13 protein-coding genes are annotated in these 16,697 nt (G+C 54.8%); 7 read left to right on the top strand and 6 right to left on the bottom strand.

Going from position 1 to position 16,697, the window contains the following annotated elements:
• Window positions 1-178 precede the first annotated feature (178 nt).
• Both tsaD and AAIG39_RS19330 read left to right on the top strand, forming a co-directional pair.
• A complete protein-coding gene (gene tsaD, locus AAIG39_RS19335; protein WP_115464821.1) occupies window positions 179-1,192 on the top strand; it encodes a tRNA (adenosine(37)-N6)-threonylcarbamoyltransferase complex transferase subunit TsaD in 1,014 nt (337 codons plus the stop codon).
• A gap of 200 nt (window positions 1,193-1,392) precedes the next feature.
• Complete coding sequence (locus AAIG39_RS19330) at window positions 1,393-2,619, top strand: zinc-dependent alcohol dehydrogenase (RefSeq protein ID WP_343194524.1); 1,227 nt, start codon at window positions 1,393-1,395, stop codon at window positions 2,617-2,619.
• Between the two features lie 47 nt (window positions 2,620-2,666).
• Here the strand turns inward: AAIG39_RS19330 and AAIG39_RS19325 are convergent, their stop codons facing one another.
• Together AAIG39_RS19325 and plsY are read right to left on the bottom strand one after the other, a co-directional pair.
• A complete protein-coding gene (locus AAIG39_RS19325; RefSeq protein ID WP_343194523.1) occupies window positions 2,667-4,463 on the bottom strand; it encodes a thiamine pyrophosphate-requiring protein in 1,797 nt (598 codons plus the stop codon).
• Between the two features lie 209 nt (window positions 4,464-4,672).
• Window positions 4,673-5,275 carry a glycerol-3-phosphate 1-O-acyltransferase PlsY gene (gene plsY, locus AAIG39_RS19320; RefSeq protein ID WP_039078113.1) on the bottom strand — a complete coding sequence of 201 codons (603 nt, stop codon included), beginning with the start codon at window positions 5,273-5,275 and terminating at the stop codon, window positions 4,673-4,675.
• A 107-nt stretch (window positions 5,276-5,382) separates the two neighbouring features.
• Here plsY and folB point away from each other — a divergent pair, with 107 nt between their 5' ends.
• Window positions 5,383-5,751, top strand: coding sequence for a bifunctional dihydroneopterin aldolase/7,8-dihydroneopterin epimerase (gene folB, locus AAIG39_RS19315; protein ID WP_343194522.1), 369 nt, complete (start codon window positions 5,383-5,385; stop codon window positions 5,749-5,751).
• A gap of 106 nt (window positions 5,752-5,857) precedes the next feature.
• Window positions 5,858-6,676 carry an undecaprenyl-diphosphate phosphatase gene (gene bacA / locus AAIG39_RS19310; protein WP_103278120.1) on the top strand — a complete coding sequence of 273 codons (819 nt, stop codon included), beginning with the start codon at window positions 5,858-5,860 and terminating at the stop codon, window positions 6,674-6,676.
• A gap of 15 nt (window positions 6,677-6,691) precedes the next feature.
• Here the strand turns inward: bacA and AAIG39_RS19305 are convergent, their stop codons facing one another.
• The gene (locus AAIG39_RS19305) at window positions 6,692-7,933 is read right to left on the bottom strand and encodes a multifunctional CCA addition/repair protein (RefSeq protein WP_343194521.1); all 1,242 of its coding nucleotides are present in this window, start codon (window positions 7,931-7,933) and stop codon (window positions 6,692-6,694) included.
• Window positions 7,934-8,047: 114 nt separating this feature from the next.
• Window positions 8,048-8,668, bottom strand: coding sequence for a TIGR04211 family SH3 domain-containing protein (locus AAIG39_RS19300; protein WP_343194520.1), 621 nt, complete (start codon window positions 8,666-8,668; stop codon window positions 8,048-8,050).
• Between the two features lie 237 nt (window positions 8,669-8,905).
• Here AAIG39_RS19300 and AAIG39_RS19295 point away from each other — a divergent pair, with 237 nt between their 5' ends.
• Genes AAIG39_RS19295 through hldE form a run of 3 tightly spaced genes read left to right on the top strand, consistent with a single transcriptional unit; the run spans window position 8,906 to window position 14,561 of the window.
• Window positions 8,906-10,207: a CYTH domain-containing protein gene (locus AAIG39_RS19295; protein WP_115464823.1), complete on the top strand. Its 1,302-nt coding sequence runs from the start codon at window positions 8,906-8,908 to the stop codon at window positions 10,205-10,207.
• A gap of 21 nt (window positions 10,208-10,228) precedes the next feature.
• Window positions 10,229-13,081 (top strand): bifunctional [glutamate--ammonia ligase]-adenylyl-L-tyrosine phosphorylase/[glutamate--ammonia-ligase] adenylyltransferase, encoded by a 2,853-nt coding sequence (glnE, locus tag AAIG39_RS19290; protein ID WP_343194519.1) that lies wholly within the window; start codon window positions 10,229-10,231, stop codon window positions 13,079-13,081.
• A gap of 46 nt (window positions 13,082-13,127) precedes the next feature.
• Window positions 13,128-14,561 (top strand): bifunctional D-glycero-beta-D-manno-heptose-7-phosphate kinase/D-glycero-beta-D-manno-heptose 1-phosphate adenylyltransferase HldE, encoded by a 1,434-nt coding sequence (gene hldE, locus AAIG39_RS19285; protein WP_115464825.1) that lies wholly within the window; start codon window positions 13,128-13,130, stop codon window positions 14,559-14,561.
• Between the two features lie 122 nt (window positions 14,562-14,683).
• On the opposite strand, the gene AAIG39_RS25735 is transcribed toward hldE, so the two are convergent.
• Both AAIG39_RS25735 and AAIG39_RS19280 read right to left on the bottom strand, forming a co-directional pair.
• Window positions 14,684-14,743 carry a type I toxin-antitoxin system Ibs family toxin gene (locus tag AAIG39_RS25735; RefSeq protein WP_115464832.1) on the bottom strand — a complete coding sequence of 20 codons (60 nt, stop codon included), beginning with the start codon at window positions 14,741-14,743 and terminating at the stop codon, window positions 14,684-14,686.
• 242 nt (window positions 14,744-14,985) lie between these two features.
• Complete coding sequence (locus tag AAIG39_RS19280; protein WP_343194518.1) at window positions 14,986-16,689, bottom strand: flotillin family protein; 1,704 nt, start codon at window positions 16,687-16,689, stop codon at window positions 14,986-14,988.
• Between the last annotated feature and the right edge of the window lie 8 nt (window positions 16,690-16,697).

The raw sequence follows: 16,697 nt of genomic DNA, 5'->3' as shown, positions 1-16,697 counted from the left end.
ATGGTGCGGAATTTTACTTCAACAGTTGCTGCTTTGTAAAGCACCGCTGCCTTTTTTGAAAGGGACTTTTGTAAGGGTGGGGAGTATACACGAACTCCTTCAAGGGAGTGAGTAAAGTTTACAACAAGGGGCATTGATCCTACACTGCGCGGCATTGAAGCGAGGTAAAAAAACAGCCATGCGTGTACTGGGAATTGAAACATCCTGCGATGAAACCGGCATCGCTATTTATGACGATAAGAACGGCCTGTTAGCCAACCAGTTGTATAGTCAGGTAAAACTGCATGCCGACTATGGCGGCGTCGTACCTGAACTGGCCTCCCGCGATCATGTACGTAAAACCGTACCGTTGATTCAGGCGGCACTGAAAGAGGCGGGGCTGATGGCAAAAGATATCGATGCGGTTGCCTATACCGCCGGTCCTGGTCTTGTTGGCGCGCTGCTGGTCGGCGCAACAGTCGGCCGGGCGCTGGCATTTGCCTGGGATGTTCCGGCTATTCCGGTTCACCATATGGAAGGCCACCTGCTGGCGCCGATGCTGGAAGATAATCCGCCGCAATACCCGTTTGTGGCGCTGCTGGTCTCCGGCGGCCACACTCAGCTGATTAGCGTGACGGGGATTGGCGAGTACCAGTTGCTTGGCGAATCTATTGATGACGCTGCCGGCGAGGCATTTGACAAAACGGCCAAATTGCTCGGTCTTGATTACCCCGGCGGCCCTATGTTATCGAAACTGGCGTCACAGGGGACGGAAGGGCGTTTCGTTTTCCCGCGTCCTATGACGGACAGACCTGGTCTTGATTTCAGCTTCTCTGGTCTGAAAACCTTCGCGGCAAATACCATTCGTGAAAATGAACCGGATGAGCAAACGCGCGCCGATATCGCGCGTGCATTTGAAGACGCGGTGGTCGATACGCTAATGATCAAATGTAAGCGTGCGCTGGACCAAACCGGATTTACCCGTCTGGTCATGGCGGGGGGCGTTAGCGCAAACCGTACGCTTCGCGCAAAACTGGCTGAAATGATGAAAAAGCGCCGTGGTGAAGTATTCTATGCTCGCCCGGAATTTTGTACTGATAATGGCGCAATGATTGCCTACGCCGGGATGGTGCGCCTGAAAGCCGGTGGCGTTGCCGGACTTGGCGTGACTGTGCGCCCGCGCTGGCCGCTGGCGGAATTACCCGCTGCGTAATCTCTTCCCCCGGTGGCTACGCTTACCGGGGTTATCGTTTGGTTTCCCTCTTTTTATCTTCCCATTTCCTTGCCGCTATCGTCCGCATCTCCACAGATCACTGACTATACTTTCCCCTTTGCGAGTCAAAATCGGCTGCCATAGCCGGCAGGGATGTTCAGTTATGACGCCTCTTCTACATCACCGAAAGAGGAGACATTATGAAAGCTCTCGTCTGGCACGCTACTGGCGATATTCGTCTTGATGACGTCGCCGAACCACAGATTGAACAACCCACTGATGCTGTTATTCGTCTTACAGCCTCGGCCATTTGCGGTACCGATCTGCACTTTATCCGTGGCACCTTTAGCGATATGAAAGCGGGCACCATCCTCGGCCATGAAGGCGTCGGCATTATTGAGCAACTGGGCGACCAGGTGCGTAATTTTGATGTCGGCGATCGGGTGGTGGTTTGCTCGACGCTCTCTTGTGGCTACTGCCCTCCCTGTCGCAGCGGTAACACCGCGCAGTGTGATAATGCCAATCCGAACGGCCCACAGGCCGGTACCTGTTTCTTTGGCGGCCCGCAAGCGACCGGTCCTGTCAACGGCTTACAGGCAGAAAAGGCGCGTATACCCTTTGCCTCTAATACGCTGGTAAAAGTCCCGCAGGAGGTCAGTGATGAACAGGCGATTCTTGTCAGCGATATCTTTCCGACGGGCTGGTTTGGCGCGGAGATAGCAGACATTACGCGCGGCGACACGGTGGCGGTGTTTGGCTGCGGGCCAGTTGGTCAGTTTACGATTGCCAGCGCACTGTTGATGGGCGCCGGACGTGTCATTGCCGTCGATTCACATGATGACAGACTGGCGATGGCGCGCCGACAGGGGGCCTTTACCGTCAATTTCGATAAAGAAGATCCGCTGGAAGCCATTGCATTACTCACCGGTGGGCTGGGTGTTGATATTGCTATTGACGCCGTTGGTGTTGATAGCGAGCACGCTCACCATGGCCCGGCGGCTCAGCAAGCCGAACAGAAAGCAGAGCAATACCGTCAGGAAGTGCAACAGGTGGCGCCGGACAATGCGGAGCATCAGCATGTCCAGGACAATAACTGGGTTCCGGGCGATGCGCCGAGCCAGGCGCTGGAATGGGCGATTCAGGGGCTGAAAAAAGCGGGGACACTGAGCATTATCGGCGTTTACCCTCCCGCCGCGCAGACCTTTCCCATTGGGATGGCGATGAATAAGAATCTGACCATGAAAATGGGTAACTGTAATCACCACGCGATTATTCCGCACCTGCTGGAACTGGTGCGCGTGGGGGCTATCGACCCCACCCAGGTGCTGACTCAGGTGGAGCCATTGTCAGATGTGGTATCCGCTTATCAACATTTTGATAAGCGTGAAACCGGGTGGATTAAAACGGAATTGCTGCCTTCGCACTAACCCTCCGGCAGGCCGGGCTTCTGACACCCCCGGCCTGTTTTTTGTCGCTACGATTTTTTGCCCGGCAATATTTCACTCATCAACTGGTTTGCTGTATCGGCGAAAATTTTCCCGGCAGAGCGATCCCCTTTGGCCATTGAGGCCATAAAGGCTTTTGCCTGTTTCAGGGTGATATGCGGCGGTAGCGGCACCACCTCCGGATCGGTTTTAACTTCAAGCACGACAGGGCGTTCTGCTGATAATGCTTGCTGCCAGGCAAGCGGTAACTGCTGTGGATCATTAACGAAAATACCCTTGAGCCCCAGCGATTGCGCGAAGCGGGCATAACCCACATCGGGAATATCCTGGGTTGCCTCAAACCGTGGATTGCCCTCCATCACGCGTTGCTCCCAGGTCACCTGGTTAAGGTCCTGATTATTGAAGACGCAAATGATCAGACGCGGATCGCTCCAGCCTTGCCAGTATTTCTGAATGGTGATCAGTTCTGCCATGTTGTTCATTTGCATGGCACCATCCCCGACCAGCGCGACCACCACTTTCTGCGGATAGGCAAATTTTGCGGCGATGGCGTAAGGTACAGCGGCACCCATACAGGCAAGGCCGCCAGACAGTGAGGCGCGTTGGCCCTGCTTCACTTTATAATCGCGTGCAAACCAGTTGGCACACGAGCCGGAATCGGACGTGACGATGGCATCGTCCGGCAGCAGCGGTGACATTTCCCAGACGACGCGTTGCGGGTTAACCGGTTTGGCGTCGGCCATCGCTCGTTCCTCAAGGGTCTCCCACCATGATTTCACCCCTCTGGCAATTTCCTCTTGCCAGCTACGGTCCGTTTTATGGGTTAACAGCGGCAGCAGTGCGCGCAGGGTTTCCGCTGCATCGCCATGAAGATTGACTTCAACCGGATAGCGGAGCCCCAGCATTGCCGGATCGATATCGACTTGCACAGCGCGTGCCTGCCCCTCTTTCGGCAGGAATTCCGTCCACGGAAAACCGGTGCCGATCATCAGCAGCGTGTCGCAATTCATCATCATGTCGTAAGACGGTTTCGTACCCAGCAGACCGATTGCGCCGGTGACAAAAGGCGCGTCATCCGGTAGTACATCTTTGCCGAGGAGCGCTTTTGCCACGCCAGCACTGAGTAGATTGGCCAGTTGCACCACTTCGAGCGCCGCGCCGCGTGCGCCTGCCCCGACCAGGATAGCGACTTTCTTTCCGCTATTAAGAATATCCGCTGCACGTTGCAGGTCTGCCTCATAAGGCGCCATTTTCGGACGCTGATATCCCGCTCCTGAGTGGGTGAAACCATGGGTATGCGGCGGCGCCTGCCAGGGCTCGTCCTGAATATCCTTCGGCAAGATCAGTACCGTTACACCATTTTGCGCCACGGCGATGCGAATTCCACGATCAACCAGATGGCGAACCTGGCTGGGCGAGGCGGCTTCTTGTACAAAGTTCGCCACATCAGCGAAAACACGATCGAGGTTTAACTCTTGCTGATAACTGGCGCCGCGAGCGGTAGCTTCTGCCTGACCGGCGATGGCCAGCACCGGAGCATGGTCCATTTTCGCGTCATACAGGCCGGTCAGCAGATGGGTGGCGCCAGGGCCTCCGGTCGAGAGACACACGCCCAACTCGCCGGTGAATTTGGCATGTCCTGCTGCCATAAACGCCGCCATTTCTTCATGGCGTACCTGAATAAACTCAATGCCATTGCCCGCTTTGTTCGCGCGTTGCAGCGCACCGAGCACACCGTTGATGCCATCACCGGGGTAGCCATAAATTCGGCTGACACCCCAGGCTTTCAGGCTCTCAATGAAAAAATCACTGGTCATTTTTGTCACTGTATTGCCCCCTGGCTCAAAAAGTTAATCGAGCGTTAAGGATAGACGACATCATCAGGATATGGGGGAGGGGCGCGGGACGTGGCTTAGCGCGACGTTACGCCTGATGCGATACAGGCGTAACGGCAGAATTCAGTCCATTCAGGCCATCTGGGGGATGAACCGGTCGTTTTCCCGGTTACGCTACTTTTTATCCGGGCGGATGGTGTCTACTTTTTTTTCTTTAGCTTGTGCCAGATTTTTGTCTCCTGACGACGCCACAACCGCTGAATATTGTCATGGTGACGTATCAGGATCAGGCAGGAGAGCATGGCGACCGGAAAGGTAAACTGGGGTTTAAACCACCAGACATAGAATGGCGCAATCAGGGCGCTGACAATCGCGCCTAACGACGAGTAGCCGCTAAGCAGGACGGTCAGCAGCCAGGTACCCGCCATCACGCCGGTTAAATCCCAGCCAATGGGCGCAATCGCGCCGAAGGCGGTAGCAACGCCCTTGCCGCCCTGGAAATGGAAAAAAACAGGCCAGATATGCCCAAGGCAGGCGGCAATAGCAATAAGGCCAAGCCAGAAGGGGGTAATGCCAAGCGCATAGGCTCCCCAGACCGGCAGCATGCCTTTTAGCACATCAAAAATCAGTACCGTTACGGCTGCTCCTTTGCCGCCAATTCGTAATACGTTGGTCGCCCCTGGGTTGCCAGAACCACTCTCACGTGGGTCAGGCAGACCAGCGATGCGGCAGACCAGAATGGCGCTGGATATTGAGCCGCAAAGATACGCGAGGATGATCATTCCAGGCGCGATTGCACTCATAACGCTGTTCCATTGTGAAAATGTCGTTTTATTATCTGCATCAGTGGATAATACGCATAAATTATGGAAAGTGGTATCCAGGTTAGCCAAAAAGCAGGTGGGGCGTGATGGACATTGTATTTATAGAGCAACTTTCGGTAATCACCACCATCGGTGTGTATGACTGGGAGCAGACGATTGAACAAAAGCTGGTGTTCGATATCGAAATGGCATGGGATAACTGTCAGGCGGCGAAGAGTGACGATGTGAATGATTGTCTGAGCTATGCGGACATTGCAGAGACCGTCATTGCGCACGTCGAAGGAAGCCGTTTTGCCCTGGTAGAACGTGTCGCCGAAGAGGTCGCAGAGTTACTGCTGGCTCGTTTTAACTCTCCGTGGGTACGTATCAAACTGTGTAAGCCAGGCGCCGTCGCCCGGGCTGCCAATGTCGGCGTAATCATTGAGCGTGGCAATAATCTGAAAAAAATTATTTAAATTCATAATTGTTAAACCAAGCGCTAGTCTTCTGGTCATATATCATGGTCATACGCGGCTTCCCCAGTGGTAAGCCGTTTTTTATGTCTGTTTAGGGGTTTATTTGATGAGCGATATGCACTCGCTGCTGGTGGCAGCAATATTGGGTGTTGTCGAAGGACTGACGGAGTTTTTACCGGTTTCCAGTACAGGCCACATGATTCTTGTGGGGCATTTGCTGGGTTTTGAAGGAGAAACCGCAAAAACCTTTGAAGTAGTGATTCAGTTAGGATCGATTTTGGCTGTGGTGGTGATGTTCTGGCGTCGCCTGTTTGGTTTGATTGGTATTCACTTTGGCCGTACCCCGCATGAAGGCACAGGCACGGGGCGCCTGACGCTCGTTCATATCTTGCTGGGCATGGTGCCTGCCGTTGTTCTGGGGCTGGTTTTTCACGATGCTATTAAATCTCTCTTTACTCCCATTAACGTGATGTATGCGCTGGTGGTGGGCGGGGTGCTGCTGATAGCGGCTGAATGCCTCAAACCGAAAGTGCCGCGCGCAGAAGGGGTGGACGATATCACCTTGCGCCAGGCATTTATGATTGGCTGCTTCCAGTGCCTGGCGCTCTGGCCGGGGTTCTCCCGTTCTGGCGCGACCATTTCAGGTGGTATGCTCATGGGCGTAAGCCGTTATGCGGCTTCGGAGTTCTCGTTCCTGTTGGCGGTGCCAATGATGATGGGAGCCACAGTACTGGATTTGTATAAGAGCCTGAAATTTTTGACCGTGGGCGATATCCCGATGTTTGCCGTCGGCTTTGTGATGGCTTTCATCGTCGCCCTTATTGCGATCAAAACCTTCCTGGAGTTGATCAAACGTATCTCGTTTATCCCTTTCGCGATCTATCGCTTTATTGTCGCCGCTGCGGTTTACTTCATCTTTATCTAGCGTATACCTGCGCCCTCAGTCTTTTGGCTGAGGGCAGCGTTGTGCTTTCCAGTCGGTCACGGCCTGAATGCGACGACGGGTTAATTCTTCTCGCACTTCAATGCCTTTGAAACCTGCCTCAACGACCGCTTTGCTGGAGACCGCTTTTGCGACATCCCAGGCCTCACGCAGTAAGCGTCCCTGCGGATAATCGCACGCCTCAAACCCCGCGCGTCCGCGAACGTCGGCCTCGCTGGTCAGGGCGATTTGCTCAACCCGCTGTGGCTTGCGCCAGGCATCAATCGAATCGAACAATTTAATAATGGTCTTTGGTTGCAGGATCGGGAAGGTATGGATCAGGTCATGGAATTCTGCCACCAGCCTTGCCAAATCGCGGATATCATTCGGTACGCGCAAACGCTGACAGACGCCTTCGACCAGCCTGACGCCCGCCGGACCATGCCCGTGATGGCGTGGCCACAATTCTGGCGGCGTCAACCCTTTGCCCAGATCGTGGCACAGGGTCGCAAAACGCACATCAACCTCAGGGCTGAGCATGGCGGCCATGGTCACGGTCATCAGGGTATGGAGCCCGGTATCTATTTCAGGATGCCATTTTGCCGGCGCGGGCACGCCAAACAGCGCGTCCACTTCAGGGAACAGCACTTTTAGCGCCCCGCAGTCACGCAACACCTGGAAAAAGACCTGCGGATTACGGGTTTTGAGAGCGCTCTCCGTCTCTTTCCAGACACGCTCAGGGGTTAGATGCGTCAGCTCACCGGCGGCGGTCATATCGCGCATAAGCGCCATAGTTTCGTCGGCAATGCGAAAACTTAAATGCGCATAGCGAGCGGCAAAACGCGCCACGCGCAGAACACGCAACGGATCTTCGGCAAATGCAGGGGAAACATGGCGCAGCAAACGGTGATGCAAATCGCTCTGACCGCCGTAGGGATCGATAATGTTGCCATCATCATCTTGCGCAAGTGCATTGACGGTCAGGTCGCGGCGCAGCAGATCTTGCTCAAGCGTCACATCTGGCGCGGCATAGCAGGAAAATCCGGTATAACCGAAACCGGATTTTCGTTCGGTGCGGGCAAGCGCGTACTCTTCGTGGCTTTGCGGATGGAGAAACACGGGAAAATCGCGGCCTACCTGCTGGTAACCCGCGTCAAGCATCTCTGCTGGCGTGGCGCCAACCACCACCCAATCTTTGTCTTTGATCGACAGACCCAGCAACGCATCGCGAACTGCACCACCGACCAGATAACTCTTCACGCCGCCTGACTCCTCACATCTGTGACTTTTCATAAACCTGACTTATCGGAATTAAGACAGGTTCTATTTTTGCCGACAGATAATACGTAAGTGTAGAGAAGATGGCTAATCAGCTTAGTTCATCCAGCGATCTTTGCTTTTACGACGCGGAATTAAATGCGGCAGCACCAGACCGAGGAACAGGCCCGCGCCCAATACGCCACCGCCATAAATAAACCACTGCATGATGATGGTGCGCTGTTTGTCATCGAGCTGGAGGTTAGCGGCATTCACTTTCTTCTGCGCCACGATCAGCTCGTTTTTAAGCTTCTGGTTTTCTTCTTTCAGGCTGTTAATGACCCCATCGCTACCGGCCACTTTTTGCTGCATATCTGCCGTGCGCTGGTTCCAGGTATTATCGATATTGTTGAGCTTATCGGTGAGGGTTTTCACCTGATTTTCCAGTTCTGGCACGCGTGTGCGCAGGCTGGGCTGAGTATTGAGCTCTTTTAGCGGGATCCAGGCCGTACGGCCACTGCTGTCGCGAACCTGAGCGTAGTTAGACGCTTCATTGGTTTGCAGCAGTTCCACTTCCTCGCCGGCGTTTACGGTACCCACGAGGCGATAGTTATCTCCCGGGCCACTGCGTACCCAGGTGTTCAATTCATCAGAGACGTAACGTTTTTCTTCGGCGTGAGCCAATGTGGAAACGCTAAGCGCAAATAAGGTTATTCCAATCAGGCGTAATTTAAGCATCAGGCGTCGTTATTATCTTTAAGCGTGAATAAAAACAGTGCCAACAGTCTGACGATAGCTGGCAGGCGGCATCAATCGGAATCATCCGGGTCGAACAAAGCGCATAAGTGAACTTTTACACCCATCAGATCGCGCATTGCATGGCAATCTGACACAAAATACTATCTACTGACAAACATCGGGCGCGTTAGTTCGCCGAAATTTTCACTGATGTGACATAACCATAAGTGCAAAGCCATGGCTCAGGAAATCGAATTAAAATTTTACGTACATCCCGACAGCGTTGAAACGCTCCGTAACCATCTTCATTCGCTCACCGACGATCGCGTAGCGCCCACTCAGTTACTCAACATCTATTACGAAACGGCGGATAACTGGCTGCGTCGTCATGATATGGGTCTGCGTATACGCGGCTTTGATGGTCAGTACGAAATGACGATGAAAATCGCCGGACGCGTGGTCGGCGGGTTACATCAACGCCCTGAATATAATATTGCGCTGGATAAGCCGGAGCTGGACCTGGCTCGCTTCCCGCAGGAAGTCTGGCCTGACGGCGTGTTGCCAGAAGATCTCCAGACGCAGGCACAGCCGCTATTCAGCACCGATTTTTATCGGGAGAAATGGCTGGTTAATGCCGGGGAAAGCCGTATTGAGATTGGGCTGGACCTGGGGGAAATTAAAGCTGGCAAGCTGGCTGAACCGATCTGCGAGCTTGAGCTTGAACTGCTCAGCGGCGATCCGGCGGATATCCTCAAACTGGCCCGTCAGCTCGTGACGCTTTCAGGGCTGCGTCAGGGAAGCCTGAGTAAGGCGGCGCGCGGCTATCATCTGGCGCAGGGGAATGCCGAACGCCATCGTCGCCCGACGCCAATACTCAAGGTTCAAGCGAAAGCCACAACGGAGCAGGCTTTTACCGCCGCGCTGGAGCTGGGGCTTTCGCAATGGCAGTATCATGAGGAACTGTGGGTTCGCGGCGATAACCGGGCAAAAGCGGATGTCCAGTCTGCGATTACGCTCATTCGTCATACTCTCATGTTGTTCGGCGGCATTGTGCCGCGCAAAGCGAGCGCTCGCCTGCGCGATTTGCTGACCCAGGCGGAAGCGACGCTGACGTCAGATGTCTCCGCAGCGACGGCCGCATGGAGCGCTGAGGCGGCAACGGCGAAACTGTTGCTGACAGAATGGCTGGTTTCCCAGGGCTGGCGCACCTTCCTGGATGACAAAGCGCGGGCGAAATTTGCCGACTCCTTCAAGCGTTTTGCCGATACCCATTTGTCCCGCTGCGCCGCCGAACTCAAAAGTACGTTCGCGCATCCGCTGGGCGACAGTTATCGCGACCAGTTGCCGCGTCTGGCACGAGAAATAGACAGTGTGCTGTTGCTTGCTGGCTATTACGACGCAGTACAGGCCAATGCCTGGCTGGAAAACTGGCAAGGATTGCTCCACGCCATTGAGACGCGCCAGCGTATTGAGATCGAACATTTCCGTAACGAAGCAATCTGTCAGCAGCCCTTCTGGCTGCACAGTGGACAACGCTAACCCGGTCAAGGATACCCATCGATGATGCCGCACTCTCCACAGCTCCAGCAGCACTGGCAAACTGTACAGGCCCGCTTGCCTGCGTCGTTCAGCGAAACGCCGCTTAGTGAACAAGCGCAGTTAGTGCTTACTTTCAGCGATTTCGTGCAGGATAGTCTTGCCGCGCATCCCGACTGGCTGGCCGAACTGGAAAGTGCGCCGCCACAGGCGGACGAGTGGAAGCAGTATGCGCAAACTCTTCGCGAATCGCTGGAGAGCGTGGCAGATGAGGCATCATTAATGCGTGCGCTGCGTCTGTTCCGACGTCACAGGATGGTGCGCATTGCCTGGGCGCAGTCGCTGGCGCTGGTGGCCGAAGAGGAGACGTTGCAGCAGTTAAGCGTACTGGCGGAGACCCTGATCGTCGCTGCACGTGACTGGCTCTATGATGCCTGCTGCCGCGAGTGGGGAACGCCGTGCAATCAGCAGGGGGAACCGCAGCCGTTGCTGATCCTCGGCATGGGCAAGCTGGGCGGCGGGGAGCTCAACTTTTCATCCGATATCGATCTGATTTTTGCCTGGCCGGAAAACGGCTCAACGCGCGGCGGGCGTCGAGAACTCGATAACGCCCAGTTCTTTACTCGTCTGGGACAGCGTCTGATCAAAGTGCTCGACCAGCCGACGCAGGATGGCTTTGTCTATCGCGTAGACATGCGTCTGCGCCCGTTTGGCGACAGTGGTCCGCTGGTACTGAGTTTTGCCGCGCTGGAAGATTATTATCAGGAGCAGGGGCGTGACTGGGAACGTTATGCGATGGTGAAAGCGCGCATTATGGGCGATAAGGACGATGCTTACGCCAGTGAATTGCGGGCGATGCTGCGGCCGTTCGTTTTCCGTCGCTATATCGATTTCAGCGTTATTCAGTCTCTGCGCAATATGAAAGGGATGATTGCCCGTGAAGTGCGTCGCCGTGGTCTGAAAGATAATATCAAGCTGGGGGCGGGCGGCATCCGTGAGATTGAATTTATCGTTCAGGTGTTCCAGTTAATACGCGGTGGGCGTGAGCCCTCGCTGCAGTCCCGCGCACTGTTACCGACGCTGGAGGCTATCGATAAGCTGGGGTTGTTGCCGCCAGGCGACGCACCGGCGCTGCGCACGGCCTATTTGTATCTGCGTCGCCTGGAAAACCTGTTGCAAAGCATTAATGATGAGCAAACGCAGACGCTGCCGTCAGATGAACTCAATCGGGCGCGTCTGGCCTGGGGAATGCGTGTGCCCGACTGGGAAATGCTGACCGCTGAGCTGGAAAAGCAAATGTCCGCCGTACGAGGCATATTCAACACCCTGATTGGCGATGATGAAGCCGAAGATCAGGGGGATGCGCTCTCGGGGCAATGGGGGGAATTGTGGCAGGATGCGTTCCAGGAAGATGATAGCACGCCCGTGCTGGCTCATCTTTCTGACGATGATCGCCGCCGTGTGGTGGCGATGATTGCTGATTTTCGCAAAGAGATGGATAAGCGCACCATTGGCCCGCGAGGCCGCCAGGTGCTCGATCACCTGATGCCGCATCTATTGAGCGATGTATGCTCCCGCGAGGACGCCCCTGTGCCGCTGTCACGCGTGACGCCGCTGTTAACGGGAATTGTCACGCGTACGACGTACCTTGAACTGCTCAGCGAATATCCCGGTGCGCGTAAGCATCTGATTTCACTTTGTGCCGCTTCGCCAATGGTGGCGAGCAAGCTGGCGCGCTATCCGCTGTTGCTGGATGAGTTGCTCGACCCAAATACGCTTTATCAGCCCACGGCGATGAATGCCTACCGGGATGAACTACGTCAGTATCTGCTGCGTGTGCCGGATGATGATGAAGAGCAGCAACTGGAGGCGTTACGCCAGTTTAAACAGGCGCAATTGTTGCGTGTGGCGGCAGCAGACCTCGCTGGCACACTCCCCGTGATGAAAGTGAGCGATCACTTAACCTGGCTTGCCGAAGCCATCATCGAAGCCGTGGTCCAGCAGGCGTGGAACCTGATGGTTTCACGTTACGGGCAACCGAAACACTTACGCGATCGTGAAGGCCGTGGTTTTGCGGTGGTTGGTTACGGCAAACTGGGCGGCTGGGAACTGGGGTATAGCTCCGATCTGGATCTGATTTTCCTTCATGACTGTCCGGTGGATGTGATGACGGATGGCGAGCGCGAAATCGATGGTCGTCAGTTTTACCTGCGCCTTGCCCAGCGTGTGATGCATCTGTTCAGTACGCGCACTTCGTCCGGCATTCTGTATGAAGTGGATGCACGCTTGCGCCCGTCCGGCGCGGCGGGAATGCTGGTAACGTCAACCGAATCCTTTGCCGACTATCAGCGCACTGAGGCCTGGACGTGGGAACACCAGGCGCTGGTACGCGCCCGCGTGGTCTATGGCGATCCGCAATTAAACGCCCAATTTGATGCTATCCGTCGCGATATCACCATGACCGTACGTGACGGCGCGACGTTAAAAACCGAGGTGCGCGAGATGCGCGAAAAAATGCGCGCCCACTTGAGCAATAAGCACAAAGATCGCTTTGATATCAAAGCCGATGAGGGCGGTATCACTGATATCGAATTTATCACTCAGTATCTGGTGCTGCGTTATGCCCATACAAAACCGAAACTGACGCGCTGGTCGGACAATGTCCGCATTCTGGAAGGGCTGGCGCAAAACGGCATTATGGAAGAGCAGGAAGCGCAGGCGCTTACCACCGCCTATACAACGTTGCGTGATGAGCTGCACCATCTGGCGCTACAGGAGTTGCCGGGTCATGTACCGGAGGCATGTTTTGTCGCTGAGCGCGCGATGGTGCGAGCCTGCTGGAACAAGTGGTTGGTGGAGCCGTGCGAGGACGCGTAAGTGTGCTATTATCGCGCGCAAATTTTGTATCTCTCAGGAGACAGGAATGAAAGTAACGCTGCCAGAGTTTAATCAAGCGGGAGTGCTGGTCGTAGGCGATGTGATGCTGGATCGCTACTGGTATGGTCCAACCAGCCGTATTTCACCGGAAGCGCCGGTGCCAGTGGTGAAGGTCGAAACCATTGAAGAGCGTCCGGGTGGTGCGGCTAACGTGGCAATGAACATCGCTTCTCTGGGCGCGGGCGCGCGTCTGGTCGGGTTGACCGGTATTGACGATGCGGCGCGTGCACTGAGCAAGGCGCTGGCGGACGTCAACGTGAAATGCGACTTCGTTTCTGTTCCCACTCATCCCACCATTACCAAGCTGCGCGTACTGTCGCGTAATCAGCAACTGATTCGTCTCGATTTCGAAGAAGGCTTTGATGGCGTGGATCCTGAGCCGCTGCATGAGCGTATTAATCAGGCGCTGAGCAGCATCGGCGCACTGGTACTGTCCGATTATGCCAAAGGGGCGTTGACAAGCGTTCAGCAGATGATCGCGCTGGCGCGCGATGCAGGCGTGCCGGTACTGATCGACCCGAAAGGGACCGATTTTGAACGCTACCGTGGCGCGACCCTGTTGACGCCGAATCTCTCCGAATTTGAAGCCGTGGTCGGCAAATGTAAAGACGAAGACGAGATTGTGGAACGCGGTATGAAGTTGATTGCCGATTTCGACCTGACCGCGCTGTTGGTTACCCGTTCTGAGCAAGGAATGACATTGCTACAGCCGGGCAAAGCGCCACTGCATATGCCGACGCAGGCGCAGGAAGTGTATGACGTTACCGGCGCGGGTGACACGGTCATTGGCGTGCTGGCGGCTACCCTTGCCGCAGGTAATTCGCTGGAAGAAGCGTGCTTCTTCGCAAACGCGGCTGCGGGCGTGGTGGTGGGTAAACTCGGGACTTCTACCGTTTCACCTATCGAACTGGAAAACGCAGTGCGCGGACGCTCGGAGACGGGCTTTGGCGTGATGACCGAAGAAGAACTGCGCGACGCCGTCGCTGCAGCACGCAAACGTGGCGAAAAAGTGGTGATGACCAATGGCGTGTTCGACATCCTGCATGCGGGCCATGTGTCGTATCTGGCGAATGCCCGTAAGCTCGGCGATCGTCTGATTGTCGCAGTGAATAGCGATGCATCCACCAAACGTCTGAAAGGGGATTCGCGCCCGGTAAACCCGCTTGAGCAACGTATGATTGTTCTGAGTGCGCTGGAAGCCGTGGACTGGGTGGTGCCGTTTGAAGAAGATACGCCGCAGCGTCTGATAGCCTCTGTTCTGCCGGATAAGCTGGTGAAGGGCGGGGATTACAAGCCAGAAGAGATTGCCGGAAGTGAAGAAGTGTGGGCCAACGGCGGTGAAGTGCTGGTACTCAACTTTGAAGATGGCTGTTCGACGACCAACATCATCAGGAAAATCCAGAAAGACAGCGAGAAGTAAGCAATGCGGGAGATGCATCGAACATCTCGTTATGTCGCTCTCCTCGCTGTTGACGGTGCTGCTTTTTCGACCTAATTAAAGGAACAAGGGTGAGAGGGGATTTCTCCCCCTCTGATTGGCTGTTAGTAAGCTGCGAAACTTATCGTTAACAGAACAATCAGTATGATGATGTGCTTCATCATAACCCTTTCCCTATTAAAGCCCCTTTCTCACGAGGGGCTTTTCCGTTTCAGCCCCTTGCTGACCCCGCGATTGTTGGTGAGTGTCTCGACAGGGACAAGAGCTTTTCCCCTCGGATGTTTTATTACTGGATCGTTCATGCAAAATGGCCCGTTCCGAACATTACGCACTGAAAAAACGCGTTCAGAATAAAAAATCCCCGGCTTTATGGGCCGGGGATGAGGTTACATAAGGCGGGAAGAAACTATTCCTCTTTTACCGTTTCTTCTTTTATCGTTGTGACCGCGATTTCTTCATTTGGCCCGACCGCTGGTGATGCATTTAACGGCGTTGCCATGGCGGCCAGCGAGCCACCGGAAATGCCAATCTCATTAAGCAGCGAATCAATCAACGGCGCCTGGGTTCGGTAGGCGAGGGCGGCAGAGAGCGCTTGTTCCGCAAGGTTCCCGCCGCTGGCGGTTCCCGCGCTCACTTCGCCAGTCGCGCCACCACGATTCAGCCCATCCACCTGAATGATCTTGATTCCGTCGATAGACTTCATCGGCTCAACGGATTTTTCGATAACAGCAGGCAGTGCTTGCAGAAGCGCCAGTTTGAATTTGAGGCTGGTTTGTTCGTTGGAAAGTACGTTAATCGCATCGTTTAGCGCGCGCTGCGCTTCGGCTTCCGCCAGCCCTTTTTTGCGCGTTGCTTCCGCCAGTTCTACGATGGCTGCGGCCTGCAATTCGGCCGCTTCTTTCTCGGCTTTGGCGCGCACTGTCAGCTCAACTGCTTTGGTTTCCGCGTCCTGAGCGGCAGCAATCAGCGCAACCTGTTTGGCTCGATCGGCTTCGGCGGTCTGCCGCGTGGTTTCTACGTTTTGCTGAGCACGGACGGCTTGCGCCAGTGCGTCATTGGCCTTTGCTTCCGCCTGTGACTGAAGTTCTGACTTAGCCGCAATGGCGATGGATTTCGTCTGGTTGGCAATCTCCGTCACCTGCTGCTGTTCGATCTCTTTAATGCGAACTTCACGCTCAGCCTCAACTTTTCTGGAACGTACCGCCTGCTCACGCTCGATTTCACTTTCCTGAATTTGCCGTTCCGCAAGGATACGTGTTTGCTCGGCTTCACGATGACGCTCTGCTTCGAAGGCGGCGATTTTGGCATTCTGCTCGGCGGTGCGGGTTTTCACCTGTTGCTCCTGCTCAAGCGTCATAAAGGCTTCTTGCTGCTCAATCTCAAGTTTGCGTGCTAAGGCATCGCGGTTCTTTTCACGTACCGCCACTTCCACATCCTGCTCGACTTCGTTACGCTCACGACGACGGCGCTCAGTTTCCTGCGTCAGCTTGGTGAGACCTTCGGCATCAAAGGCGTTATTCGGGTTGAAATGCACCTTTTCCGTCTGGTTGAAGTTGGTTAACGAAACGCTCTCCAGCTCCAGGCCGTTTTTTGAAAGATCTTCCGCCACGGTGTTTTGTACGCCCTGAACGAAGTTTTCGCGGGTGTCCTGTAATTCATGCATGGTCATCTGGGAGGCTGTAGCACGCAGGGCATCAACGAATTTATCTTCAATTAACACACGGAGATCTTCTGGCGACAATGTACGCTGACCCAACGTCTGTGCGGCAGTGGCAATCCCCTCAATCGACGGTTTTACACGTACGAAAAAGGCAACAACCACATCAACGCGCATACGGTCTTTAGTGATCAGGCTGTCAACCGTAGAACGGCTTACTTCGAGCTTAAGGGTATTCATGTTAATTGGAATAATTTCGTGGAAAATGGGCATCACAATCGCGCCGCCGCTCATTACCACTTTCTGTCCGCCTAAACCGGTTCGTACAAACGCTTGCTCAGCCGAGGCCCGGCGATATAATCGGGCAAAAATAATCCCAATGACCAACAGGATAAAAACGACTGCCAGAGCATAACTCATCCATGAGGGAAATAGACTCAATAGATTTTCCATAATATTTC

The organism is Phytobacter palmae (assembly GCF_039409775.1).
Lineage (GTDB): Bacteria > Pseudomonadota > Gammaproteobacteria > Enterobacterales > Enterobacteriaceae > Phytobacter > Phytobacter palmae.
Note: the sequence above shows the minus strand (reverse complement) of the source record. Positions and strands in the feature narration are given on the sequence as shown.